We start from the raw sequence: 24,391 nt of genomic DNA, 5'->3' as shown, positions 1-24,391 counted from the left end.
CATGGACCATTACATGCGTATTCAAGCGGCGATTAACTATGTGGAGCAGCATCTGACAGAAGAATTGCCAATTACTGAAATTGCAGCACAGGCACATTTTTCTGCTTTTCATTTTCAACGCTTGTTTCAAGCAATTTGCGGGATTGGCGTGCAGGAATACGTCCGCAAAAGAAGACTGTCAGAAGCAGCAATCTTATTGAAAGAAACTAGCATGAACATCCTCGACATAGCGATTACGTATCACTATCAATCCCAGGAGGCTTTTACGCGCGCATTTGAAAAGCATTTTGGAATGACGCCAGGAAAGTTTCGCAAGGCAGACCTGCCGCTTGTCTACCAGACGAAAATGGACTTTTTGACGTTCCGCCTGAAAAACAAGGGAGAGATGAAGATGAACAAACCGACGATCATAATGCTAGACGAGATTCTCATTATGGGACGTTCACACATGACGAGTCTGCGTGACGAAAAGTACTATGAGGAAATACCGGGATTTTATCAGGCATTTGGCCGCAATCAAGATTTTCTGCGGATTCCTGATAAAGCTGCCCCAGACATGTCATACGGTATATCGTGTGATTTTGAAGATGACGGGAGCTTTTCCTTTGTCGTAGGGGAGGCTGTGAATTCGTTTCCAGATGCTGTCCCGGAAGGCTTCGTGACGTTGACGATCCCGGCAGGCAAATATGCAGAATTCAAAGTGGATGGTCCTGTTGATCAAGTCCAGAATACACGCAGATACATTTATGGTACATGGCTGCCGAGCTCCAATTACGAGCGCAGAGAAGGACCAGATTTCGAGGTAACAGATGTATGCAATTCCAGATACCCCGATCAAATGAAAATGAGCATCTACATCCCGCTGAAATCATAATTTTACAATCCGTTCATACGCCATCCATCTTCTCTTTAAACCTGTTTGTTAGAGTAAAGGGGTAGGGAATTTGAATTTGGAGGCGAAAAAAGGATGGACGTACAAATTGAACGTGCCAAGCGAGATGACTTTGCGGAAATGATAACGCTTGCGGATATGACGCTTCCGGATCGAATGAACCTGCATGAGTTGAAAAAGTATATGGAGCTGTTTCCCGAATTGATATTCAAGGCGACGTGTAACAATCTGCTCATCGGGTTCAGCTGCGCCGGGATTGACATGTACCAGTCCACAGGATGGCTGTTGTTTAGCAACGTACGTAAAGAGTTTCAGGGTAAAGGCATTGGCAAGCGATTTATTGAGGCAAGACTGCAAGCACTGCGCCAGTTTCCGACCCTTCGCACGGTTCGGGTCACGGTGAGCGAAACGAACCTGCCGTCTATTCGTGCATTAGAGGCGTTTGGATTCCGTCTCGCACAGGCGGAACAAGACTATTATGGACCAGGAAAGCATCGGAACGTAATGGAATTGCCTATCCTGAGTGTGGCGACTACTGCATGCCCTCAGATTGACATCCCCGTCGAGCCTGTTTTGTAGACAAAGGAACTCAAAAGTAAACTACCCGACCAGGCAGGGAGACAACGGCCTTTTTGTATACAAAACAACACAAACAAGCCTGTGCAGACGCGATGTCTGTCGCACAGGCTTTTTCCATTACTGTCCAATAATAACCCGTTCTTTTGGATGACGGTAGCGCATCATGCGGTCCTTGCGTTTCAAGAAGAGCAGCAGATTGATGATTCCAATCCGTCCGATAACCATCGTAATGATCAGGATGATTTTTCCTGCCGCACTCATATTGGCGGTAATTCCCGTCGATAAGCCTGTCGTACCAAAGGCAGAACAAACCTCAAACAAGATGTGCTGAAACGGCAAATCCTCCAGCCAAACAAGCAGAATAACGGCGATAAAAACCATGAATACGGCGATAAAAAAGACGACAAACGAGCGCATGATGTCATCTTCTACAAGCTCACGGCCAAATACCTTTACATCTTTAAATCCGCGCATGTTGGCAAAAACGGTGGCGACGAGAACGAAGAATGTCGTCGTCCGTATACCACCCCCAACGCTGCTCGGAGATGCTCCGATAAACATCATGCCAGAGAGCATGAGAAGCGATGGTGTGGAGAGCAAGCTGATATCCATGGTCGCCAAGCCGCCGCTTCGCGAAGATACCGAGTGAAACAAGGAAAAAAATAACGTATCGATCCAAGAATGGCCTGCAAATGATTTGTTGTGTTCGAACAAAAACAAAAGCACAGCTCCTATGACAATCAGCGAAAAGAAAGTCAGGGTCGTAATCTTCGTAAACAAGGAAAAGGTGAAGCGCATCTTGGCCCGTTTATACGATAAATACGTACGCAGCTCCACGAGAACCGGAAAACCGATGGCCCCGCAAATGATCAGGAGCATGACGATTGACTGAAACACGTAGTCATGGGTAAAGTCCATCATAGAGTTTCCATAAAGGTCGAATCCGGCATTCGTAAAGGAACTGACAGCTGCAAAATACCCGTGATAATAAGCGGAATACCACTCTGTATAATACCCTGCAAGCATAAAATGAGTTCCCAGTAGAATGGTTCCTACCAGCTCAATCATGATGGCGATCACGAGGATATTGCGCATCAAATCAACTAGTCCCGACAACGTGGGACGATTGTGATCAGTAGCAATCCACATACGGTGCTCCAACCCAATTTTTTGTCCCATCAGGAGCCAGAAAAAGGTTCCAAGCGTCATGATACCGATCCCGCCTACCTGGAAAAGCAGGGTCAAGAAAAGAATACCCCACTCGTTGAACACCTCATGGATTGTGATGACGGTCAGTCCAGTCACGCTAATCGCACTCGCAGCGGTAAACAAGGAGTCGATGAACGTGAGATGCACACCCGGATTATGAAAAAAGGGCAACAGCAATAGAAACGATGAGATCAAAATCAGTCCCACGTAAAAAAATACAATGATTTGCACAGAAGTCAAACGACGTTTCTGGTTGGACGTTAACAAAATAAATGGCCTCCTGAATAAACTTCATAAGGGTTATCATACCAAAAAAAGTTAGCTAGCAAAATGCAGAGTCTTGATTCCAGAAAAATAACCTTGGACAGCGGTAAAGACCAGCGTCCAAGGCTATAGGTATTTCCATTACCGTCTGCGAGAAATCGTTCGTCTGATTTGACCGCGTATTTCTCCATCCGGATTTTGGGTCGTATGCGCGTTTACATAGGTCATACCGCTATTCATCAGTCTAACTAATTCTGCGAGTGATCTTCCTTGAAGCGGGCCGACCAAGTCATTACGCGTGATCGTTCCCGTCACCACTCCGCGATTTACACTGATACCGCGAATTATTGGTCCAAACAGGAATACGACTACAGGTCCATTCACACCTCTGGCTCCAATGTGAATATGGGCTTGGGTGAAATTACGTAATTGATTGAGAACTAGGCGAAATTCAAGTCTTTGCCCATCATCGCTTAATCGAAACAGGATATTCCCGGTGGCATTTGTTCTGACTGGAGGTACTTCTTCCGAACCTCGTAATAAAGCTTGGAATCTTCTTGCCATCGTAACACCTCCCTCGAGATTGTTACTACATACTTTATTGGAGAGGGGGATTGGTGGCTTGTATGATTGTCCACTCGGGCAATCCAAGTAGAAAAGAAAAGGTATTTTCACTATATGCGAAAAAGGAAGTAGGTTGATCAGAATGAAAAACTGCCCTCCATGGATGAAAGGAAGGGCAGCTTTGTGCAAATCTAGGTTAATAGAGCGGATGACGGCGGTCTTTTACATGATGAAGAAGTAAATGATAGCAGCCAATGCGATTCGGTACAGGGCAAACGGAACCAACTTGATTTTGTTAATCAGCTTCAGGAAAAAGCGAATCGCCAACAGAGCAAAGACGAATGCACTGATAAACCCGACGATAAAGAAGGGCAAAGACTCGATGGTGATATACTGCCAGTGTTTCAATAAGGACAGGAGGCTGGCACCTGCCATGACAGGAACAGCCATGATAAACGTAAAGTCTGATGCAGCTCTGTGGCTCAATCCTAGCAATACCCCACCCGAGATGGTTGAGCCAGAACGGGAGAAGCCGGGCCATAGGGCGATACATTGAAATAATCCGATAATAAGTGCTTGCTTGTACGAAATTTGGTCAACAGTGGCCACTTTGGGGCGTCCTGGCCTGAACCAGTCTGCAGCGATCATGAGAAGGGCACCAGCAACGAGCCCGATCAGCACTGTGTTGATGGAAAAGAGATACTCATCAATGTAGTCGTTAAACAGCAGTCCCAATACAGCGGCAGGTAGAAGCCCTACAATTACCTGAGTCAGACGCAGCTTGTGTCCGGGACCATTGCCATCAGGTGAAAGCTTTTTTAGCCCAAGTAAACTGAGGAAGCGGTCTTTAAAAACGATCACAGCAGCCAAAATCGAGCCGAGCTGAATAACCACCTTGAAGGTATTTGCAAATTCCTGCGTAAACAATTCTTTTGAATGTAACCACATATCGTCGACGATAATCATGTGCCCGGTAGAAGAGACAGGAGCGAATTCGGTAAGTCCTTCTACTAATCCTAGCACGAATGCAACGAAAATTTCCCAAAGGTTCATGCGTACTCACCTTTCCAAATAACGTGCTATAGTGGCCGTTTGAATAGAGTTTGTTCCTCATACACTTTAATACAAAAAGCGGGAAATAGTAAGCACTTCATATAACATTTACATCTTTGTTACCAGTTTGTAATCAGCTATTTTGACCTACCCAGAATACCCGCTTGGACGGTATGATGGTAATAACCGATTTTTCACATAAAGGAGATAAAATCATGCCACATCTCATCGTTCGAGGTATCAAAGCAGAACAAATGGCAACAATCAGCGAGCCGCTCGCCACAGAGCTGGCTGCGCTTTGCAATTGCGGCACAGATAATTTCACAATCGAATGCTTGCAGACGACAGGTGTATTTGCAGGGAAGATTGTGGAGTCCTTTCCATTCATTGAGGTAGCCTGGTTCGAGCGCGGTCAAGAGGCTCGTGACCAGTTTGCAAAGATCGTGACCAAGCACGTACTTTCTCTTGATATTCCGGAGGTAGAAATGGCGTTTATAGCCTACCAAAAGGAAAGCTACTATGCCAATGGAGAGCATTTCTAAAACTAGGTGACAGGTGCTGTCGATTTCCCGGGAAAAGATACATGAGATTCGACAAGGGGCTTTCCCTCCGTCTTTTTCGAGATGGAATGGGAAAGTCCTTTTTTTCTGTGAAAAACGTCTCGACGTTTTTCCTGAAAATGTCACATTGGGAGGGGATGGATTGTTATTCATAGTGAGAGGGGGAACATCGTGAATAAGATAGAAATCGAGCAGCTGTTGGACGAGATCAAAGCAGGCGCTCTGGAGCAATATGAAGTCATTATTGACCACTATCAGCAACCGATCTTTACATACTGCTACCACATGCTCGGTCATCGTCAGGATGCCGAGGACGCTGTTCAGGAAGTGTTGTTCCGTGCTTACGAGCGTCTCGACCAATATTCGTACTCGCTGTCATTTTCCGCCTGGATTTACCGGATTGCTTTCAATCATTGTGCCAACGTTCTGAAGCGCAGGAAATTAACCCGTTTTCTCCCCTTTTTATTCAATCGTGATGAGGATGGGCGCAATTACGTAGAAGAGCAAATCGACCGCAATTATTTGGGGGAACCGTTTGACCGTATTTGGAAGAGGCTGACTGCTGAGGAACGCACGCTGATGATTTTACGGGTGCTGGAGGAAAAGGAATACGACGAAATCGCCGCTTTGCTGGACAAAAAGCCTGCGGCACTGCGGAAGCAATTTGAGAGAGCATTAAAAAAGTGCAAGCGTTATTTGCCAGCGATGGGAGGGATGGCTGATGATGGACCCAAATCCGTTTAAGCCCATACAAGAGATGCTCATAGCAAAGCCAGTCCCCAAAGTCGATGTGAAAGAAAAAGTCATGGCAGCAATCATGGCAAAGAAAAAGGAGGAGAAAAAAATCATGAAAAAGAAAATCGGATTGCTACTCATTGCAAGCATGCTGGTTGGCGCTTCATCGGTCTGGGCTGGGATGAAGATGATTGAATTAAAGAATGAAAAAGGTGAAGTCGTACTAACGATGTCCCAGTACACGGATGAGGAGCAGCAAAAAGTCGTCCAGGAGCTGCCGCAGGAAGAGCAGGTAAAACTGGATGCAGAAGAAAAGGAGCTTGAGCGCAAAAGCGAGATCATGACAAACATCATGAATAGTCTTAAACCAGGAACGACAGCAGCGATCTACTGGGTGCCCAAAAATGAAGAGGAAAACAAAAATATCGTCTGGGCCAAGCATGCTCCGAATATTTCGGTCGTGTCAAACCCGATTACGTATACCTCGTGGAAAGATATGCAGCCGGTTGTGGGGAAGATGTTTACACTCCCAACTGAGCTGGGTGGGACCTTCAAGTTCCATGAAGGAGATGTGCACTACGAGGATAGCGATAAGTATGATGCGGAAGCGATGAAGGCGGAAGCAGAAAGAGATAAAAAGGAATACGTTGTAAAGGAAATTCCGTCCAGTGACAAGTTCGAGTACGCCACCGTTTCTTATCGTTCTGAAAAAGGTGGCGTCAGAGCGGAAGTGAGAGTGGCCGAAGAGGGCAATGCGCTTACAGGGACAAATGCGCAGCTGATGGAAAAGGTCATGGTTGGAAGCAATGAAGCCGTGCTAACCACACATAAGTCCGGAAATGGCGATGCTTTCAATTGGGTGATCTGGATAAAAAACGGTTCGAAGCTGGAATACTCTTTGCGTGCATCGGAAAAGGTCGTCTCCAAAGAGGAGCTGCTCAAGCTGGCTAAACAGCTCAACGAGACAAAATAAGCAGGAAAAAGATGATCAGAAAAGGACCAGAACAAAAAAGTCTGGTCCTTTTGCAGTCATACGATTCGATCGGCAAAATAAAGAGGAGTGTCTACATGACGGAATCAAAGAATATTTCGGATGCTTTCTAGCGTCAGCTCTGTTGGTCGAATCGAATTTTTAAAGTTGGCTGTTGTGGATTCGCCTAAATGATACTCGTGCAGCGCATCTGTATCCTTCAGCATATTTCCGGTTAGAATGCACACGGCTGTCTCGTCCTTGTCGATCACTTGCTGCGAGATCAGCTTGCGCAGTCCTGCGACAGTAGCGGCCGAAGCAGGTTCACAACCAATGCCGCTCTTGTCAACCCAAGCCTTGGCATCTAAAATCTCCTGATCGCTCACGGAGCAAGTGACGCCGTTTGTTTCCTCCAAGGTACGAAGCGCTTTTTTCCAGCTTGGCGGATTGCCGATATTCAGAGCAGAGGCGCGGGTGTACGGGTTTGGTTCTGGAACAAGCTCTGTTTGTCCTTCTGCCACCATGCGGTGAAACGGACTGGCACCCTCAGCCTGTACAAGCGCAACGCGAGGCAGCTTGTCGATGAAGCCGAGATTTTTCAAATCCTGCAAGCCTTTCCCCAAAGCTGTTACATTGCTAAGGGCGCCTCCAGGAATCACGACCCAATCAGGCAAATTCCAGTTCAGGTACTGAGCAATTTCATAGACGATACTCTTTTGCCCTTCGATTCGGAATGGATTGATCGAATTGCAAATATACAGACCAAGCTCCTTGCTGTGCTGCTCATAGAAGCGGATACCGTCGTCGTAGGTGCCGTCAAAGCTGATGACGTTTGCCCCGTAGGCGAGGGTTTGCAGCACTTTATTTAACGAAATATTTTTATTCGGTACAAATACGTATGATTCATGGTTTGCCAAAGAGGCGTACATGGCTAGAGACGAGGAAGTGTTCCCCGTAGACGTGCAGGTGAAGCGCTGATAACCGAGAGAGCGACCGTGTGATACCGCTACGGTCATCCCGTTGTCTTTAAATGAGCCGCTAGGGTTTTCACTCTGTGCTTTCAGCAAGACCTTGTGATTGCTGCCAGTATACGCTTGGATTTGTTCGGAGGCATAGAGCCCAGTATTTCCTTCGTATTTGGTAGTGATGTACTCGTCTGCAAGCTCAGGAAAAATGAGCTCCTTGTAGCGCCAAACACCGCTGGCATAAGGGGTCATGCGCTCCGAAAGACGTTCATGAAAGATTCGCTTTAAAAACTCGGCATCAACGTGAGAGGTGTCGTGAACGATGTCAAACAAGCCCCCGCACGTACATTGATAGTCAAACAGGTCAGCCGATACTTCTTTGTTGCAGTCTACACAAACCAGTTTCATTGCCATGAGATCCACCCTAAAAAGAGCATAGGAGAATCTCTCCACCTCTTTTCTCTATATTTGTCTGCCGTCTGGCAGTCGACTATGCCCTTTATAGTAATGGGAGAAGTGGGGGATGTAAATCATACTTTGCTCTAAATGCGAAATATTCACAAAACATATGTACAAAACCCCCTCTCTTCCTTTGAACAAGAGTGGGGGTCCGCTATTAACGAAGAACGGTTGCCGCAAAATCGTATGGCCTTGTATCAATTACTTCATCATATTGCAGCGCTCTGTCAACCAAGCCAGCATCCGCGATAATCTCCTGCCAACCGTTGAACGGCTGTGGCTCTATCTGGACTGACTCTGCCCACATTCCGTTTGCCCGGAAGAAATCGATGATCGTGATGACCAGATCAGTGTCTGTATTCGGCCAGTATTTGCGGACAACCTCGCGAGCGTCTTCTGCTTTATGTTCGCGAATCCAAGTCGTGGCACGTTGAATCGCTGATGTGAATCGGCCTACCAGATTGTCATCTCGTTCAATCACCTCTGGCAGCGTGTAGTAAACGCTCCATGGGATAGCACCACCAATCTCAGCCAAGCTCGCGGCGTAATAGCCGACACCTTTGCGAACCAGAAGCGCAGCTGTAACCGGATCGGCGACGAGTGCATCCCCCATTCCTCCAGCAAAAAGCTCCGACAGCATAGGAGAAGAGAGATCGTGAACGAATTTCACCCGGCTTACGTCAAATCCGGCTCGCTTCAGCAGGCCATCGAAAAACAGAAACGGGCTTGCTCCATTGCCACCGGGTACCAAAATAATTTTATCCTCCAAGCATCTCCATTCAAACGACTCTACCGGATCACGCGTAATCAGAGCCAGAGGACAGCGAGCGGAAATTTGCGCGAATGCGTAGTAATCCCGCACACGAGAGCGGTACATCGACGGTACCCAAATGCCGCCAAGCGCAGCCTGAGCCGTACCTGTATTCACGTCATCGAGTACGCGTGTCCACATCTGCGGAACGTCAGCTGTCACCTCCAGCTTCACATCCGCGTAGTATCCGAGTTCTCTGGCCAGGTACTCTGGAAAGTAATTGACCGCATGTCCTGTCGAGGAAATATGAAATTTGTCCACGTAAAATCGACTCCTTTTCCTTTGGGATAGTGATCTCTCCTTGACCAAGCGATGGAGGGGGAGCAGCTATATCGACGGTGCAAAATCTACGAGGCAGTTACCGAGCCTGAGCCTGAAGACTCCGCTGCCTGATCTTTTTCATCTTCATCCTCATGCAGCTCTTCAAGTGAGCGCCCATGCGTCTCGGGAGCAAACAAGATCGAGATGGCGAACAGAGCGTACATCCCCGCGACGAGGGAGAAGACTCCTACAATACCCGATTGATCGAACATGAACCCGGCAACCAAAGGCATGACAGCACCTGCAGCCGTACCGATCGCGGTGATAAATGCCGTGCCAAAAGCGCGAATGCGAGTTGGATAAAGCTCAGGGGCATAAATCCAGATTGTTGTATTCAGGAGCAAGACGAAAAACTGGAATGTGGCACCGAGTAACAGGATGAGGAAAATGCTCTTGGACAAAAGGCCAAAGGCAAGCCCAGCACCACACGCGAGCATCGACCCTACAATGAGAACCTTGCGGCGCCGAACGTGATAACCAAACCAGGATGCTGCGAGAGCACCGAGCAAGCTGCCTACGTTCATCACCATGGTAAACATCAAGCTTTTGACGATGGAAAAGCCTTGTTCTACTAAAATCGTTGGCATAAGCACGAGGATCGAGATTTGAGCACCGACGGTCATCCACTCAGCAATACCGACTGTGAGCGTGGGACGGAGCAGCTTGCCACGGAAAATGTCGCCAAACGGTACCTTTTTTCGCTTGAGCTCTACTCGATCATCTGCGGAGAGGTAAGGCGTTACAGTGAGATTTTTCGTTGCTAGCTTACCAGAGGCAAGAATCGAGAGTACCCGATTGGCTTCGTCCACTTTTCCTTGAGCGAGCAGGTAACGCGGCGACTCCGGGAGGTAGCGGCGGAAAAATACAATCAATATAGCAGGCAGCACGAGTAGACCAAACAGCCAGCGCCAACCGACATCCGGATCAGTTCCAAACAGAGCGAAAACAAGGACACCAAAACCGGGAGCAAGTAAATTCCCAAATCCGCCCGCTCCGACGTTCAACAGAGCAACTGCGGAACCGCGAAATTTCGTAGGGCTGACCTCAGCGAGCATCGTAATGGCGCTCGACAGCTCACCACCCAGGCCGAAGCCGACGATGATGCGCCCGATGGCAAGTACAGCATAGCTCGGAGCAACAGCACAGATGATGGCTCCAAAAGTGAATAACGCTAAATTAAAGCTGATGGCAAATTTGCGGCCATATTTGTCGGCGATAACTCCTGCGAGCAGCCTGCCGAGTGCCATCGCGGCAAAGGTGACGCTGTTCAGCATGGCCATCTCGGCAGTGGTCAAATTCCAAAGCTGCTTGAGTGATGGACCTGCAAGTGAAACCGTGTGCTGCTCAAGAACATCGAAAAAGGCGCCCAAAAGAATCAGGCTGATGATCAAATGATGCGCGCGGGTGACCCCGATTCGGTCTAGTGAGTCAGCCAGTTTTCGATTTAGACCTGTATTTTTGTCCCCCGACATACTTTCCTCAGTTACGTGCATTTGTGTACATCCCCCTTTTTTGCGATGATTTCGGCAAGGAGACATGCAACGAGTGACGGGGTATGCCTATCGCTACGGAGGAACTGTGGTGATAGCGCTTTCACATAGCGAGTAGGGTAGGAAGCGGGTGGAGCTATGGAAATGGTGGAGCATAGCAAATCACCTCCTGAACACAAGTTGTATACAAGTGATATGTTAGTATGCCGGCTTTTCATTCGTCAAGTACTATTCTGAATTTTTTGAATAATTTAATTTGTGTTGATATTCTGGGGTAACGGGATTAAAATACGAGTTGTATACAATTGAGGTGATGTATCGTGAGTAAACAGTTTTTAAAAGATATCGCATATGAAAAAATAAAAGAGCGCATCCTTCAGGGGTATTATGAGGAAGGGAGCACGTCCGAGAACGAGCTGGTCAAAGAGCTGCAAATGAGCCGGACTCCGATCAGAGAGGCGCTGCAACGACTTCAGTACGATGGCTTGGTCAAAATTTATTCGAATCAGGGCGTTTTCTTTCAAGACTTGTCGGTCAAGCAAGTGAATGATTTGTTTGACATGCGCATTGCGATCGAGACGTTTTCATTGCGAAAGGCTTTGCCAGTCATTACTCGGAGGCAGCTGGAGAAGCTGGAGCAGGACCTGATCAAGCAGCAAAAGGCTCTTGATGAACAAGATCCGATGGCGTTCATGAAAAATGATGCTGCTTTTCATTCTTACCTCATACAGCTCGCGGACAATCAATTTATTGATCCCGCTTTTAAAAACATCAGGGAAAGATTGTTTCATCACGGCAGTCTCGTTTATAAGAAAAATCCTGATCTATTGCGCCAATCGCTGCAGGAGCATCGGAAAATTGTAGAGGCAATCCAAGCCAATAATGTGAAGGCTGCTATCGAGGCGATGGAAACCCATTTGGAAAACAGCAAAAAGATCGAGCTCAGCTGTGTTTGATTACGAAAAGGGTACTCCAGCTACTTATGTCTGTGGAGTACCTTTTGTGTTCCATATGGGTATGGGGGACTAAAAGTTTTTTTCCAGGTCGCTTAGTTCTTTGCTGGTAAGATTGCGCCATTGTCCGATTTTCAGATTGCCCAAGGTAATATTCATGATCCGCACACGCTGAAGCTGTCGCACTTGATAGCCAAACGCTTGGCACATGCGTCTGATTTGGCGATTGAGTCCCTGCGTCAAAATGATCGTGAAGACACGGTCGCTGACTTTGGTCACTTTGCATTGCTTGGTGACTGTACCGAGAATTCTCACGCCGTTTGCCATTCCGTGCAAAAAGTTTGCCGTGATCGGCTTGTCTACAGTGACGATGTACTCTTTTTCGTGGTTGTGCTCCGCACGTAAAATTTTGTTCACGATATCCCCGTTGTTGGTAAGCAGAATAAGACCTTGGGAATCCTTGTCCAATCGTCCAATCGGAAAAATACGCTCCGAGTGGTTCACAAAGTCGATAATGTTCCCTTTAACATGCAATTCGGTTGTGCACGTAATACCTACCGGCTTGTTCAAGGCGATATAAACATCCTTTTTTTTCGTACCGAGCGCTTTTCCGTCGATTCGCACGTCATCACCGTCTTGAACCGTGCTGCCCAGCTCCGCTTTCATTCCGTTAATCGTGACACGCCCTGCGTCAATGAGCTTGTCTGCTTCTCTGCGTGAACAAATGCCGGTTTCACTAATAAATTTATTGATTCGCATGGATGGTTCCTTTCATAATTTCTGCTGTTTTTCTAGTAGTTTTTTTCGCCATGGCAAAGCCAGCTCTTCTATCTCAAGCATCCGTTCGAGCATTTTTGGATCAGGTGATTTGTCATGAAAATACAGGTGATGGACCTGGGCGACCGTCACTTGCGAGGGGTGCGCTGATAGCTGCGTAATGGTAGAATCGCTCGAAATAGTTCCTTCCTGCAAAACGCGGAAAAAATAGCCGGTATAGCCCATTTCGACAACTGCCTTGAGCAACCGATTGTTGTTATTTCGTTTGTTAATGGTTGCACAGGGATAACGTCCCTGACTCACTTGGAGAATCGTTTCTCCTATTTGATAAACATCCCCGATGCATACCTGATCCTCTCTCATGTTCAGGACGGTCAGGTTTTCTCCAAAAGCCGCCCCAGTTAATGGCTGTCCAAATTGCTTTTCCCAATGGGCATAGTGTTCATAAGGATATGCACAAACGACGCGATCAGGGCCACCATGGTATGCTGGGTTTGCGACGTCATCCTCATCAATTTTCATGGAGCGAACAGCGAGTGTATCCACTTGTTCTTTCCAAATTCCGGAAACGAATTCCTGTCCGTTATAAAGGCTGCTTTTCGGTAATCCCTTACTTATATAAGCAATTTTTCTATTCAGCATTTTATCCACTCCCACGGTGTGCGCTTCATTCCAATTTACTACATACTATAGCATATCCCTTTTATTCAGACACCGCTGATGGGACAGATTCGAATGGTTCTGGTATGATGATGGAAAGGAAGACACAGGAGGCTTATGTGACATGCAATCATCGGGTGTGGTTTTACACACGGATAAATATCAAATCAATATGATGTACGCCCACTGGGTAAACGGGACACATAATCGGAAGGTCGTTTTTGAAGCATACTTCCGCAAGCTCCCGTTTGGTAATGGGTACGCTGTTTCAGCAGGCTTGGAACGCATCATTGCTTATATAAACAACCTTCGTTTTGAAGAAAGCGATCTGGAATATTTGCGGCAGCAGGAAGAGAACTATGATCCAGCCTTCTTGGAGGAGCTGCGCACGCTGCGGTTTACAGGCTCGCTCTATTCGGTAAAAGAAGGTACTTTGGTATTCCCGAACGAACCACTGATTCGCGTAGAGGGACGTGTCATAGAAGCACAGCTGGTAGAGACAGCGTTGTTGAACTACATGAACTATCAGACACTGATTGCGACAAAAGCCTCGCGCATTAAAAATGTGGCGGGCAATGATATATTGATGGAGTTTGGAACAAGACGTGCACAGGAAGCAGATGCGGCCTTGTGGGGAACTCGTGCAGCTTATTTGGCTGGATTTGATGCGACGTCCAACATGCTGGCCGGAAAAATGTTTGGAATTCCGACCAAGGGCACACATGCGCACTCGTGGGTACAGAGCTTTGAGAGTGAGGAAGAAGCGTTCGAACGCTTTGCCGAAGCGCTGCCAGGTCAGGTAACCCTGTTGGTAGACACGTACGATACGCTGAAAAGTGGTGTTCCGCATGCGATCTCAGTAGGAAAACGACTTGAGGAACACGGAATCAAGCTATCTGCTGTGCGACTGGATAGCGGGGACCTGGCGTATTTGTCCAGTAAGACGCGCGAGATGCTGGACCTGGCTGGCATGCAAGAAGTGAAAATAGTGGCGTCCAATGATCTTGACGAACACACCATCATGAACCTCAAGGTACAGGGCGCACGTGTCGATAGCTGGGGCGTCGGTACACAGCTGATTACGGCAGCTGACCAGCCAACGCTCGGCGGTGTTTACAAGCTGGTAGCGCGTGAAGGCGACGATGGCACGTTCAAGCCAACCATCAAGATTTCGGCCAATCCGGAAAAAGTGACGACACCTGGAATCAAGGATATGTACAGGCTGATCGACCCGAATACGGGTAAAGCCATTGCGGATTACCTCTGCTACCCAGAAGAACAGCAGGTGGTAGAAGGAGCACCAGTGCATTTGGTCAATCCTAGCCATCCGTATTTGAATAAGCAGCTGGAAACATACAAAGCTGAATCGTTGTTGATTCCAGTCTTTGTGGACGGGGAGCAAGTATATGAGCTGCCTACGCTGGAGCAAATCCGCGACTACCACAAGGAACAACTGAAGCTGTTCTGGCCGGAATATTTGCGTATGCTCAATCCGGAGCACTATCGCCTGTATATCAGTGAAGAGCTGTGGGAGACAAAAACGCAATTGATGAAAGCGTATATGAAGAAGTAGGGCACGAAGTATGACCCGGTGCGTCTGTGAGATGCATCGGGTCTTTGTTATTTTTTTCACTTACAAATAATGTTAAAAGTGGTAATCTTGGTGTGAGTGTTGGAGGGAGTGATAACATGCCTAATGAAAAAAGATTTCCAATCAAGAAAAAGACCTGCTGTTTTTCACAGAATACGAGTATAATGGATGGAAAATAAGAGGCAGAATATTGAAATAGATTCACTATAATTTTATCATTCAAATTAAATCCCTAGCAGGAAGGTAAGAATTTTTGTCGAATTTGTCGGATTATTGTTTTTCTGCCTGTCTTGCAAAAGGATGGAAAGGGGGATACACATGCCAATCAAACTGCCAGACGAGTTGCCAGCAACGGAAATATTAGCACAGGAGAACATCTTCGTCATGAAGGACAGCAGAGCCTTCACACAAGATATCCGGCCGCTGCGCATCGTCATACTCAACCTCATGCCTGTAAAAGAAACGACGGAAACACAGCTGCTTCGCCTCTTGGGGAATACGCCTTTGCAGGTGGAAATCGTGCTGTTGCATATGTCCAGCCACACGTCCAAGAATACGTCAGAAGAGCACTTATCCATGTTTTACAAGACGTTTGATGAGATCAAGGATCAACGGTTCGACGGCATGATTATCACAGGGGCACCTGTGGAGCAGCTCGATTTCACAGAGGTCAATTACTGGCCTGAGCTGCAGGAAATTCTCGATTGGAAAATGGAGAATGTGACCTCGACGCTGCACATCTGTTGGGGGGCACAAGCTGCACTCTATCATCATTATGGCGTTCCTAAGCATCCGTTGCCAGAAAAGATGTTCGGAATCTTCCCACACACCTTGAACAAGCAAAACGTCAAGCTGCTGCGCGGTTTTGACAACTACTTCTGTATCCCGCATTCCCGCCATACGGAAAATCGCCGGGAGGACATCGAAAAGGTGCCGGAGCTGGAGATTTTGTCCGAGTCTGAGGAGGCAGGGGTTTACCTTGTAGCGACTCGGGATGGTCGTCAAATTTTTGTAACCGGTCATTCGGAATACGACCCGACGACGTTGCAGGATGAATATCAGCGGGACGTGAACAAGGGCTTGGATATTGCTGTTCCAAGGAATTACTATCCAAAGGACGATCCGAACCGTCAGCCGATCGTCACATGGCGTGCCCATGCCAATCTGATGTTTTCCAACTGGCTGAACTATTACGTTTACCAGGAGACACCGTTCGATTTGAACTACAAAAAATAACATCAAATTGGCAACCATCCGAGCTGATCGGGTGGTTTTCTCTTTGAAAAAGCTTTGGAAGAACCCAAGCTGGTATGGTTACCGTTGACGAAAAGAGAGCTGGCAGGTAGTGTGAGGATAAAATAGATAGTGAGCGTACGTAGAAAGATAAATGTAAGAGGGGTTATTTGCATGAAAAAAATTGTGAAGCAGGATCAGGATGTAATCAAGCAGCACAACAAGCTGATGATTCTCGACATTATTAAAAAGCAGCGGCCTATTTCGCGCGCTGAAATTACGAAAATTACTGGAATGAGTGCGACTTCCATCGGTAGATTCGTCAGTGAGCTATGCGAGGAAGGGGTCATTCGCGAGACGGAGCTTACTTCTTCCGGGGTAGGCAGAAAAGCGATCATGCTAGATATTGAGCCAGGTGCGATCTATACCATTGGTGTGGATATTGAGAAAAAGCGGATCAGTTTTGGCATTATGGATTTTAGTGAAAGCATAATTGTGTACCACAGGATCGACTATCAGGCGCAAAAGGCGAATCCAGAAGAAACGGCAGACCGGATCTGTCGGGAGATTCGCGGGCTGATTGAAAGACAAGGAATTCCGTACGAAAAAGTGATTGGTGTCGGCATTGGTGTGCCAGGGGTCATTGACTATGAGAACGGAGTCGTCCAGCTTTCTACCACATTCGGCTGGAAGGGTATTGCGTTTGCTGACTTGATCGAACGGGAGCTGCGGATCAAAACCGTGATTGACAATGATCTGAAAGTGAAAATTCTCTCGGAGTATTTGTACGGCTCGGCCAAAGGCTCAAACAAGACAGCTCTGATCGGAATCGGAACAGGAATCGGTTCAGCGCTCATCATTAACGGAGAAGTTTTTAGGGGCGGCTCCAACAGTGCGGGAGAGCTGGGACATACTACACTCGATCCAAACGGAAATCTGTGCGAATGTGGCAAGCGTGGTTGTCTGCAAACATACATAGACGAAAACTCACTCATTTTGGAAGCACGCCGGGTGACGGATATCTCGGATGTACGACAAGTATTCGCAGCAGCCAGAAACGATGAACGCTGGGCAAAAGAGATCGTCTCTCGTACGGCGCTCTACATCGGCATTACGATTAACAATATCGTCTGCATGTACAATCCGGATACGGTCATCTTGAGTGGCGATTTGGTGGAAAATTACCGGGAGATTGTTGATTTGGTCGACCAGCATAGCGAGCAAGTCATCTGGGAGCCGTTCAAAGGCAAATTCAAGGTCATTCCTTCCGAGCTGAGGGGAGACGCGATTGTGATGGGAGCGGGAGCATTGGCCATGCAGCATTTTGCTCCATTGGCAGGGAGCTGGACGTAAGAATAAGCAACGGGGGAAATCTCAATGGACATCCGGCAACTGCACTATTTTGTAGAAGTGGCGAAGCAAAAAAGCTTTACGAAGGCCGCGCATACTCTGCATGTTTCTCAGCCTTCCATTAGCAAAATGCTCAAGGCGCTGGAAGAAGAGCTGGGTGTGACTCTGTTGGATCGGACAGAGCGGAAAATGGATCTGACGGACGCAGGCGAGCTCGTATTTGAGCATGCAACAAAGGTGCTGCAGCTGATGGACAGCATGTCTTCGTCAATCGCGGAGATGAGGAATGTGCAGCGTGGACGCGTCAAGATGGGGATGATGCCTACCGTAGGCTCCTTCTTGCTGCCAAATGCCATTGCTTTGTTCAAAAAGCAGTATCCGGGTATTGATATTGAGATGAAGGAATACAGTGCGAGGCCTCTGGAGCTTCAGGTGGAGCAGGGCAAAATTGATGTAGGACTGACAGTTCTTCCTGTGGATACGACGAAATTTACTGCTGTTCCGCTTGTCGCAGAGGACTTGGTTGCTATCGTCTATCAGGAGCACTGGCTCGCAGGCCAAGAAGAGGTAAGGCTGGAAGCACTAAAGGATGAAGCGTTCATTTTGTTCACGGAGGAATACGCGATCCATGATGTGGTCAAGCAGGCTTGCATGCGTTCCGGGTTTGAACCGCGTGTCGCGTATATGAGCTCCCTATGGGATTTTGTTGGAGAGATGGTGGCGACCCAGCAGGGGATATCCCTCGTACCGCGCTCGATTGTTCGCCGATTGAATAATGGCAATCTGCGAATCGTCAACATTTCGTCTCCCGTCATCGACTGGCAGTACGCCTTGATCTATCGCAAAGAGGGATATCTTTCGCATGCCGTGCGAGCTTTTATTGCCTTTATCGATAAACAGCTTTCTTCATAACCAAATGGAATAGAATTTATGATGATTATGTATTTTACGAATGGAAACGAGACCGATTAGAATGAAGGTACCAACTAGAAGGAACCGGAGTGGTCTCGATGAAAAAATGGCTGTCTGCTCTTTTGCAGATTGGACTTCTGCTAGGGTTTACTTGGCTGGGAAAAGGCGTAGCCTATGCTTTGCACCTTCCGATCCCTGGAAGCTTGCTTGGACTGCTTTTGCTGTTTGTATGCTTGCATATGGGCTGGGTCCGCTTGCAGTGGGTAGAGGCTGGAGCAACGCTTCTGTTTTCCCAGATGATCTTATTTTTTGTACCATCGCTTGTTGGCATCATGCAGTACCCGTGGTTGTTCGGGATCAAAGGCTTGCTGGTTCTCATCGTCGTCGTAAGCGGTTCTGCGCTTGTGATGGTTTCGACAGGCGCTGTTGCTGAGCGGGTGTTCAATTCCAAGCGTGGCGAGGTGAAGCAGCGTGATCCTGTTGAAAACGTGTAGCTTTCTCCTGACGATTGTCTTTTTCTATGCGGCAAAAAAGCTGAACAAAAAGAAGCCAGGAATGCTATTTTCCCCGGCGATTGTGGCACCAGCGGGATTGATTCTGCTGCTGCTTCTCACAGATATTCCTTATCAGACTTATAGCGAGGGAACCACCGCGCTTAGCGAAATGATGGGGGTCGTTACTGTAGCATTTGCGGTGCCGTTGTACCGGAATTGGTCCGTTTTGATGGCCCACCGAAGAATGATAATTTATAGCCTAGCGACAGGCTCGTTAATTGCAATCGTCGCTGGCGTCTCCACAACCATGCTTCTCGGATTGGGAAAAGCGGCAGCGATTAGTGTAATTCCGCGCTCCATCACACTCCCCGTCGCCGTCAGCGTGTCCGAGGCGATTGGAGGGATGCCGACCATGACAGCTGTATTTGGGATGCTCACCAGCTTTGCGGGTGTCTTTTTGGCTCCAACCATTATCAAACGGCTCAAGCTGCACCAGCCTGTCTCCATCGGCTTAATGTATGGCATGGGCGCTCATGCCTTGGGGATGGTCAAGTCATTTGAAAGAGGCGAGCTGGAAGGCAGCAGCTCAACACTCGCCGTCATCGCGGGTGCGATCATTACTGTGATTTGGGCGTTTGCGTTAATGCCAGTCATAACGACGTGGCTCGCTGCTGTATAACAAGCGGCCAGGCTTGAGAAATGAGGGGCTTCTAGAATTTCTAGAAAGCCTCTTTTTTTTCTTTACAAACAAACGAATAAAAATACAATATAATTAATAAAAATACAACGAATCTGGAGTGAGAGATTCATGCGCATTCACCCATTCTCTTTGTACCAATACGCCGAAGTCGTCGATCTGTGGCTACGAGCAGGTCTGCAATTATCACGTTCCGATACCGTCGAGGGACTCCGCCAAAAGCTAGAGCGTGATCCCGAGCTGTTTTTGGTCGCAATAGCTGAAGCAGGCAATATAGTTGGTGCTGTCATGGGCAGCTACGACGGTCGCCGCGGCTGGGTAAACCATTTGGCAGTCGATCCAGGCTATCAGGGACAAGACTTGGGAAGCCGTTTGATGCAAGAGCTGGAGATGAGACTCGCTGCACTCGGCTGCGAAAAAATCAACCTGCTGATCGAACCGTCCAATAGCGGTGTACAAGCATTTTACGGACGATTGGGCTTTACAGCGGACGAGCTTATTTTCATGGAAAAATGGATTAAGCCCGCGTAGGTCTGCAGAAGAAGGTGTATGATAGCTCAGAAAGGCGATGAAGACGGTTCGCCAATCCAGTCTTTACAGCCATTCTCGCCTTTCTCTTGCTCGGCGAGCGCATGACCCTAATCCAGCTGCTGGGCAGTGTAATTGTCATTGTAGGCTGCTATTTGTTTTCCCGTCTCAAATCTGTTTCAGTAAAAGAAAAGCCCCATGATGAATCAGGTCAAAGGGTAAATAAAGATTTCTTAACACATGGACATGGGCTTATGCATACACATAACAAGGATGGCGTGCGTAAAGGAGGTTACCCATCCGATGATTTTGATAGCTGGAAGACAGGTCAACCCTTCTGCGCTGGTGGCAGAGTGGGGATTGAACGCCGTGCAGCGTGAAACCGTACGAATCATGGCAGCTAGTCAGGAGGTTTTTGAATATCCGTCTGCCGAGCTGCTGCAATTTGAGTTGAAGATGAGGGACCATTTGGTACGGTCAGCACTTGCTTTGAACAGTAGCGGATTGGCTTTTTCCACGTTTGAGAATTCCAGGTGCAACGAGCTCTATTGGAATCGGACAGAGCTAGGTGGGTTTCGATTAAGACAAGGAGTTCCGCCTTCACAGGGGATCATCAATATTTTTCAAGAGGGCAGAAAATACGCGACCGAGTGTGCCACTGCGATGGTCATTATTTTATACCATGCTGTTCTTCAATCGATCCGCTTACCTGATTTTGAACGAATGTTTGCAGATATTCTTCTCTATGACTGGCGATACGATCAGGATCTGGATTTGCAAACCAATCGAACCAATACGTTTTTGCCTGGTGACATTCTTTATTTTGCCAATCCAGATTACAATCCTGAGACGCCACAGTGGCAAGGGGAGAATGTAGTCGATCTCGGCAGGGGGCTGTACTATGGGCATGGTGCGGGAATACGCACAGCTGACTCGCTCATCCATTTTTTAAATGAAGAAAGAAGAGTGGGGGCCATGCGCTCCGCCTATCTGGTACATCAGGCGACACGTCCTGGCTTTGCCTATTTATTCCCTTACAATAACAGTCGGCCGGGTGTAGGTATCTCACAGCAATCCATGCATTCTGCAGGACCCATTTCCGTACAAATCGGTTCCCGTTCATGGGAATGGTGAAGATTGGGTATCAATTAAAAAGCCTCTGGCCATCTGGCGAGAGGCTTGCATCATGTCTGCATACGGACAGTAAAACGCGATCGCTCCTCCTTGAAAAGTCCTCGATAGAGGTTTTATTACGAAAACCGAGAGAGGGAAAACATCGAGAGATCAATTGTGGAGGCGCCCTCCACTAGCCATTGACTGGTAGCCTCTCCAATTGCGCTTGCGAATTTAAAGCCATGTCCCGAGAAGCCGGCTGCGATCACAATTTGCGGATGGTCAGGATGACGGTCAACGACGAAATGCTCGTCAGGTGTCATCGTGTAAATGCAAACTCTGCCAGCGCAAAGCGGGCCAGCTGCTTGTGGCATAAACGTTTCCAAAAAGGAGCGGACATCTCCTTCATCGGATAAATACGTGCCAAAGGTGCGCTCCAGGCGATCGGGATCAATCACCTGCCCACCGTCATGTCGACCTATTTTTACGCCTGTTTGGTCAAAGCTTGGGAATCCATAATACGAGGAATCTCCCAAATTGAAAATAAAGGCAGGGAAGCGATCAGAGCTGTACAATTCCTCATCAGCGCCGAACCAGGCGACTGTTTTTCGCGTAGGTGCGAGGGGAACGGACAAGCCGAGAGAGGTGAGCAGGGCAGGATTCCATGCTCCGGCAGAGAGTAGAACCTTACCAGCGCGATAGTGTTCATTCGCTGTTTGCACGATGACGCCATCACCATCCGGCTCCAGAGCAATTACATGTGTATCGGTGAGCAAGGTTGCGCCAGAGGAGATTGCCAGCTGGCGATAGGCGTCGATGCATTTTTCAGGATAAAGAACCCCTGAGGTCGGCTCCAGACAAGCAAAAAAATCGTCAGGTAGCTGGATGCCGCTCCAGCGCTCATGTACTTCTTTGGAACTTAGCACTTCGAGAGGCAGGGAGTAGCGCTCAGCACTCTCCTTTACTTCTTGTAAAAACGGTTGATCGTGTGGCCCTGCTGTCAACACACCTGTCTGTACAAAAAGCTTGACTCCAGAAGCTTCCTCCAGCTGTCTCCACAATTCCTGTGAACGCAAGGCGAGCGGTACATATTGTTTGCCCTCTCCATACGCATGCCTGATGATTCGGGTGTCGCCGTGATGGCTTCCCATTGTGTGCGGAGGGTCATGAGAATCAATTAAAAGCGTGCTTACTCCTTGCTTGGCAACATAGTAGCCGGCTGCCATCCCCATCGAACCTACTCCGACAATAATGACGTCAAAATGCTGCATAAACAATCCTCCCCCGTTTGTTCGTTCTGGTCGATCGTACACGTTCATCTATGATTTTCTTCTATTATCTTACAGGTACTTTCAAAAATCGAGGATCCCTTTTTACAAATCAGAAGACATGGTAAATAAAAACATGTTTATACCCAAAATTGCTGGGGAATAGGTGAGTACACTGTCTACTATGTGTAGAAAACGGGGGATTTCTATGAAATGGACAATTGGTAAAAAACTGAGTGGTGCGTTTGCTCTTATTTTGATTTTCATGGTAGTTATGGGAACCACCAGCATGTACAAAATGCATAATATGAACCAAAAGGTAGAAGAGCTAACGACAGTTTGGCGTCCAGGTCTTGAAGAAATTCTACAAATCAATACGGCATTGGAAAGTATCTTTGGATATAGTCAACGGATGCTCAACTCGACTCGCGCGGAACAAAAAGAGAAATTTGCAAGCCAGATTGATGAGCGCTTTGCATATATTGATAAAAGACTGTCCGAATACGAAGCAACGATCGTGGATGAGGAAGACCGGAAAAACTTTGAAGGACTCGTGAAAGAAATGGAGAGCTACAAAAGCTTTAATCCAGAGTTTATGGCATTCGCTAAAAAGCTCGATATCAACCGCCAAGCGACACCAGAAGAGCTGGCGGAGCTAGAGCGGCTTCAGCAAAAATCCTCCGATCTGTTTGCGGAGCGCTGGAAATACGTAGATGCAATCATTACATACAACAGCGAAGGAGCGAAAAGAGCCGGGGAAGAAAGCGCGAGTTTGTATGAAACGGGCAAGCTATACACCATCACGCTTGGAATCACCTCGATTGTGGCTTGCCTGCTGCTTGCCTTTTGGCTGACGGTCAACATTCGCGGTCCAATTCAGCGATTGGTTTTCAATATGAAGGAAGTATCCGAAGGGAATTTGTGTGTCGAGCCGCTCGTGGTAAAAAGCCGTGATGAGGTTCATGATCTGGCGAATTCCTTCAACGAGATGACGAGCAGCTTGCAAACACTGATCCGTCAGGTAGGAACGACATCAGAGCAGGTTGCTGCATCGGCTGAAGAGCTGAATGCAAGTGCAGAGCAGACGAGTCAGGCGACTGAACAGATTGCAGTGTCTGTGCAAGAGGTTGCTTCCGCGACGGATCGACAGCTGGATAGCGTGGGGAGAGGAGCCAAATCCATTGACGATATCTCACATGGAATATCCCACATCGCCACGAAATCTCAAGCGGCCTCAACCTTGGCTATTCAGGTGGCGTCTATGGCGGGCGAAGGAAATCAATCGATCCAGGCAGCTGTCCTGCAAATGAATGCTATACATGACTCCATTCGGGAATTGTCCAGTGTGGTGGAGGGACTGGGAAATCACTCGCAGGCAATCGGACAAATTATCGAGGTCATAACGGGAATTGCTGATCAGACAAATCTGTTGGCACTGAATGCAGCGATTGAAGCAGCCAGAGCAGGAGAGCATGGCAGAGGCTTTGCTGTCGTTGCAGATGAAGTGAGAAAGCTGGCGGAGCAATCTTCCCGCTCCGCAGAGCAAATCAGTCAATTGATTCATACGATTCAAACAGATACCAAGCAAGCGGTGAGCTCGATGGAAGCGGGCACGCGTGAGGTTCAGCAAGGGATTCTGGTCGTTCATCGCGCCGGAGAAACATTTGGTCAAATTGAGATGTCGATCGGCACGGTATCCGATCAGGTTCACGATGTTTCGGCGGCGGCCCAGGAGGTATCGGCTCACTCTGAACAGGTAGTAGCTGCGATCAGACAGGTGTCAGAGGTGTCGGCGGTTACAGCGGATGGAACCCAAAATGTTTCGGCAGCCACAGAAGAACAGCTCGCAGCGATGGAGGAAATCTCGTCTTCAGCTACGGCGCTATCCAATATGGCAGAGGAATTACAGTATATGATTGGACGCTTTAAAGTATAGAAAAAGA

The 24,391-nt window shown here is 47.8% G+C and carries 24 protein-coding genes and 1 pseudogene; 16 read left to right on the top strand and 9 right to left on the bottom strand.

The window, feature by feature from the left end:
* The first annotated feature begins 1 nt into the window (after position 1).
* Entirely contained in the window at positions 2-874 is an 873-nt protein-coding gene (locus tag SB752_RS19455; protein WP_410717228.1) for an AraC family transcriptional regulator, read from the top strand.
* Between the two features lie 93 nt (positions 875-967).
* Entirely contained in the window at positions 968-1,471 is a 504-nt protein-coding gene (locus SB752_RS19450; RefSeq protein ID WP_410717227.1) for a GNAT family N-acetyltransferase, read from the top strand.
* A 117-nt stretch (positions 1,472-1,588) separates the two neighbouring features.
* Here the strand turns inward: SB752_RS19450 and SB752_RS19445 are convergent, their stop codons facing one another.
* The 3 genes from SB752_RS19445 to SB752_RS19435 form a co-directional block, all read right to left on the bottom strand.
* The gene (locus tag SB752_RS19445) at positions 1,589-2,947 is read right to left on the bottom strand and encodes a TrkH family potassium uptake protein (protein WP_410717226.1); all 1,359 of its coding nucleotides are present in this window, start codon (positions 2,945-2,947) and stop codon (positions 1,589-1,591) included.
* Positions 2,948-3,085: 138 nt separating this feature from the next.
* Complete coding sequence (locus tag SB752_RS19440; protein ID WP_410717225.1) at positions 3,086-3,508, bottom strand: CHRD domain-containing protein; 423 nt, start codon at positions 3,506-3,508, stop codon at positions 3,086-3,088.
* Between the two features lie 222 nt (positions 3,509-3,730).
* A complete protein-coding gene (locus tag SB752_RS19435) occupies positions 3,731-4,561 on the bottom strand; it encodes an undecaprenyl-diphosphate phosphatase (protein ID WP_213024131.1) in 831 nt (276 codons plus the stop codon).
* Positions 4,562-4,776: 215 nt separating this feature from the next.
* On the opposite strand from SB752_RS19435, the gene SB752_RS19430 reads away from it, so the two are divergent.
* The 3 genes from SB752_RS19430 (at position 4,777) to SB752_RS19420 (ending at position 6,829) form a co-directional block, all read left to right on the top strand.
* Positions 4,777-5,103: a DUF1904 family protein gene (locus SB752_RS19430; RefSeq protein ID WP_410717224.1), complete on the top strand. Its 327-nt coding sequence runs from the start codon at positions 4,777-4,779 to the stop codon at positions 5,101-5,103.
* 189 nt (positions 5,104-5,292) lie between these two features.
* A complete protein-coding gene (locus tag SB752_RS19425; protein ID WP_410717223.1) occupies positions 5,293-5,865 on the top strand; it encodes an RNA polymerase sigma factor in 573 nt (190 codons plus the stop codon).
* Positions 5,843-6,829, top strand: coding sequence for a hypothetical protein (locus tag SB752_RS19420; RefSeq protein ID WP_410717222.1), 987 nt, complete (start codon positions 5,843-5,845; stop codon positions 6,827-6,829). Before SB752_RS19425 ends, SB752_RS19420 begins: the two co-directional genes overlap by 23 nt.
* 104 nt (positions 6,830-6,933) lie before the next feature.
* Here SB752_RS19420 and thrC read toward each other — a convergent pair whose 3' ends face one another.
* The 3 genes from thrC to SB752_RS19405 all read right to left on the bottom strand — a co-directional run bounded on the left by thrC (position 6,934) and on the right by SB752_RS19405 (position 10,875).
* Entirely contained in the window at positions 6,934-8,199 is a 1,266-nt protein-coding gene (gene thrC, locus SB752_RS19415; protein WP_410717356.1) for a threonine synthase, read from the bottom strand.
* Between the two features lie 208 nt (positions 8,200-8,407).
* Entirely contained in the window at positions 8,408-9,322 is a 915-nt protein-coding gene (locus SB752_RS19410; protein ID WP_410717221.1) for an ABC transporter substrate-binding protein, read from the bottom strand.
* A gap of 86 nt (positions 9,323-9,408) precedes the next feature.
* Positions 9,409-10,875 (bottom strand): MFS transporter, encoded by a 1,467-nt coding sequence (locus SB752_RS19405; RefSeq protein WP_410717220.1) that lies wholly within the window; start codon positions 10,873-10,875, stop codon positions 9,409-9,411.
* A gap of 317 nt (positions 10,876-11,192) precedes the next feature.
* Here SB752_RS19405 and SB752_RS19400 point away from each other — a divergent pair, with 317 nt between their 5' ends.
* Entirely contained in the window at positions 11,193-11,828 is a 636-nt protein-coding gene (locus tag SB752_RS19400; RefSeq protein ID WP_410717219.1) for a GntR family transcriptional regulator, read from the top strand.
* Positions 11,829-11,897: 69 nt separating this feature from the next.
* Here the strand turns inward: SB752_RS19400 and rluF are convergent, their stop codons facing one another.
* A complete protein-coding gene (rluF, locus tag SB752_RS19395; protein ID WP_410717218.1) occupies positions 11,898-12,584 on the bottom strand; it encodes a 23S rRNA pseudouridine(2604) synthase RluF in 687 nt (228 codons plus the stop codon).
* A 12-nt stretch (positions 12,585-12,596) separates the two neighbouring features.
* Entirely contained in the window at positions 12,597-13,244 is a 648-nt protein-coding gene (locus SB752_RS19390) for an MOSC domain-containing protein (protein ID WP_410717217.1), read from the bottom strand.
* Between the two features lie 142 nt (positions 13,245-13,386).
* Between SB752_RS19390 and SB752_RS19385 the strand changes: the two genes are divergently transcribed.
* The 9 genes and pseudogenes from SB752_RS19385 (at position 13,387) to SB752_RS19345 (ending at position 21,201) form a co-directional block, all read left to right on the top strand.
* Complete coding sequence (locus SB752_RS19385; protein WP_410717216.1) at positions 13,387-14,835, top strand: nicotinate phosphoribosyltransferase; 1,449 nt, start codon at positions 13,387-13,389, stop codon at positions 14,833-14,835.
* Positions 14,836-15,171: 336 nt separating this feature from the next.
* A complete protein-coding gene (gene metA / locus SB752_RS19380) occupies positions 15,172-16,089 on the top strand; it encodes a homoserine O-acetyltransferase MetA (RefSeq protein ID WP_410717215.1) in 918 nt (305 codons plus the stop codon).
* Positions 16,090-16,260: 171 nt separating this feature from the next.
* Positions 16,261-17,439 carry an ROK family transcriptional regulator gene (locus tag SB752_RS19375; RefSeq protein ID WP_410717214.1) on the top strand — a complete coding sequence of 393 codons (1,179 nt, stop codon included), beginning with the start codon at positions 16,261-16,263 and terminating at the stop codon, positions 17,437-17,439.
* Positions 17,440-17,463: 24 nt separating this feature from the next.
* Entirely contained in the window at positions 17,464-18,348 is an 885-nt protein-coding gene (locus SB752_RS19370; RefSeq protein ID WP_410717213.1) for a LysR family transcriptional regulator, read from the top strand.
* Between the two features lie 98 nt (positions 18,349-18,446).
* Positions 18,447-18,842 (top strand): CidA/LrgA family protein, encoded by a 396-nt coding sequence (locus SB752_RS19365; protein WP_410717212.1) that lies wholly within the window; start codon positions 18,447-18,449, stop codon positions 18,840-18,842.
* Positions 18,820-19,521, top strand: a complete 702-nt coding sequence (locus SB752_RS19360; protein ID WP_410717211.1) for an LrgB family protein — start codon at positions 18,820-18,822, stop codon at positions 19,519-19,521. The genes SB752_RS19365 and SB752_RS19360 overlap by 23 nt, the downstream gene beginning before the upstream one ends.
* Before the next feature lie 129 nt (positions 19,522-19,650).
* Positions 19,651-20,070 carry a GNAT family acetyltransferase gene (locus SB752_RS19355; RefSeq protein ID WP_410717210.1) on the top strand — a complete coding sequence of 140 codons (420 nt, stop codon included), beginning with the start codon at positions 19,651-19,653 and terminating at the stop codon, positions 20,068-20,070.
* 53 nt (positions 20,071-20,123) lie between these two features.
* A pseudogene (locus SB752_RS19350) lies at positions 20,124-20,255 on the top strand (EamA family transporter); the annotation flags it as partial.
* A 115-nt stretch (positions 20,256-20,370) separates the two neighbouring features.
* Positions 20,371-21,201, top strand: a complete 831-nt coding sequence (locus SB752_RS19345; RefSeq protein WP_410717209.1) for a protein-glutamine gamma-glutamyltransferase — start codon at positions 20,371-20,373, stop codon at positions 21,199-21,201.
* Between the two features lie 116 nt (positions 21,202-21,317).
* Here the strand turns inward: SB752_RS19345 and solA are convergent, their stop codons facing one another.
* Positions 21,318-22,451, bottom strand: a complete 1,134-nt coding sequence (gene solA / locus SB752_RS19340; protein WP_410717355.1) for an N-methyl-L-tryptophan oxidase — start codon at positions 22,449-22,451, stop codon at positions 21,318-21,320.
* Between the two features lie 205 nt (positions 22,452-22,656).
* Here solA and SB752_RS19335 point away from each other — a divergent pair, with 205 nt between their 5' ends.
* Complete coding sequence (locus tag SB752_RS19335; RefSeq protein ID WP_410717208.1) at positions 22,657-24,384, top strand: methyl-accepting chemotaxis protein; 1,728 nt, start codon at positions 22,657-22,659, stop codon at positions 24,382-24,384.
* Positions 24,385-24,391: the final 7 nt, after the last annotated feature.

Source organism: Brevibacillus sp. SIMBA_040, assembly GCF_046535075.1.
Taxonomy (GTDB): domain Bacteria; phylum Bacillota; class Bacilli; order Brevibacillales; family Brevibacillaceae; genus Brevibacillus.
The sequence above is the reverse complement of the archived record's forward strand: the minus strand, read 5'-3'. Positions and strand labels throughout refer to the sequence as shown.

Coding starts and splice junctions, on each gene's coding strand:
- solA (WP_410717355.1), bottom strand. CDS start 22,451: ATGCAGCATTTTGACGTCATTATTGTCGGAGTAGGTTCGATGGGGATG.
- rluF (WP_410717218.1), bottom strand. CDS start 12,584: ATGCGAATCAATAAATTTATTAGTGAAACCGGCATTTGTTCACGCAGA.
- SB752_RS19420 (WP_410717222.1), top strand. CDS start 5,843: ATGATGGACCCAAATCCGTTTAAGCCCATACAAGAGATGCTCATAGCA.
- thrC (WP_410717356.1), bottom strand. CDS start 8,199: ATGAAACTGGTTTGTGTAGACTGCAACAAAGAAGTATCGGCTGACCTG.
- SB752_RS19430 (WP_410717224.1), top strand. CDS start 4,777: ATGCCACATCTCATCGTTCGAGGTATCAAAGCAGAACAAATGGCAACA.
- SB752_RS19385 (WP_410717216.1), top strand. CDS start 13,387: ATGCAATCATCGGGTGTGGTTTTACACACGGATAAATATCAAATCAAT.
- metA (WP_410717215.1), top strand. CDS start 15,172: ATGCCAATCAAACTGCCAGACGAGTTGCCAGCAACGGAAATATTAGCA.
- SB752_RS19375 (WP_410717214.1), top strand. CDS start 16,261: ATGAAAAAAATTGTGAAGCAGGATCAGGATGTAATCAAGCAGCACAAC.
- SB752_RS19455 (WP_410717228.1), top strand. CDS start 2: ATGGACCATTACATGCGTATTCAAGCGGCGATTAACTATGTGGAGCAG.
- SB752_RS19345 (WP_410717209.1), top strand. CDS start 20,371: ATGATTTTGATAGCTGGAAGACAGGTCAACCCTTCTGCGCTGGTGGCA.
- SB752_RS19370 (WP_410717213.1), top strand. CDS start 17,464: ATGGACATCCGGCAACTGCACTATTTTGTAGAAGTGGCGAAGCAAAAA.
- SB752_RS19405 (WP_410717220.1), bottom strand. CDS start 10,875: ATGCACGTAACTGAGGAAAGTATGTCGGGGGACAAAAATACAGGTCTA.
- SB752_RS19450 (WP_410717227.1), top strand. CDS start 968: ATGGACGTACAAATTGAACGTGCCAAGCGAGATGACTTTGCGGAAATG.
- SB752_RS19440 (WP_410717225.1), bottom strand. CDS start 3,508: ATGGCAAGAAGATTCCAAGCTTTATTACGAGGTTCGGAAGAAGTACCT.
- SB752_RS19335 (WP_410717208.1), top strand. CDS start 22,657: ATGAAATGGACAATTGGTAAAAAACTGAGTGGTGCGTTTGCTCTTATT.
- SB752_RS19355 (WP_410717210.1), top strand. CDS start 19,651: ATGCGCATTCACCCATTCTCTTTGTACCAATACGCCGAAGTCGTCGAT.
- SB752_RS19365 (WP_410717212.1), top strand. CDS start 18,447: ATGAAAAAATGGCTGTCTGCTCTTTTGCAGATTGGACTTCTGCTAGGG.
- SB752_RS19435 (WP_213024131.1), bottom strand. CDS start 4,561: ATGAACCTTTGGGAAATTTTCGTTGCATTCGTGCTAGGATTAGTAGAA.
- SB752_RS19390 (WP_410717217.1), bottom strand. CDS start 13,244: ATGCTGAATAGAAAAATTGCTTATATAAGTAAGGGATTACCGAAAAGC.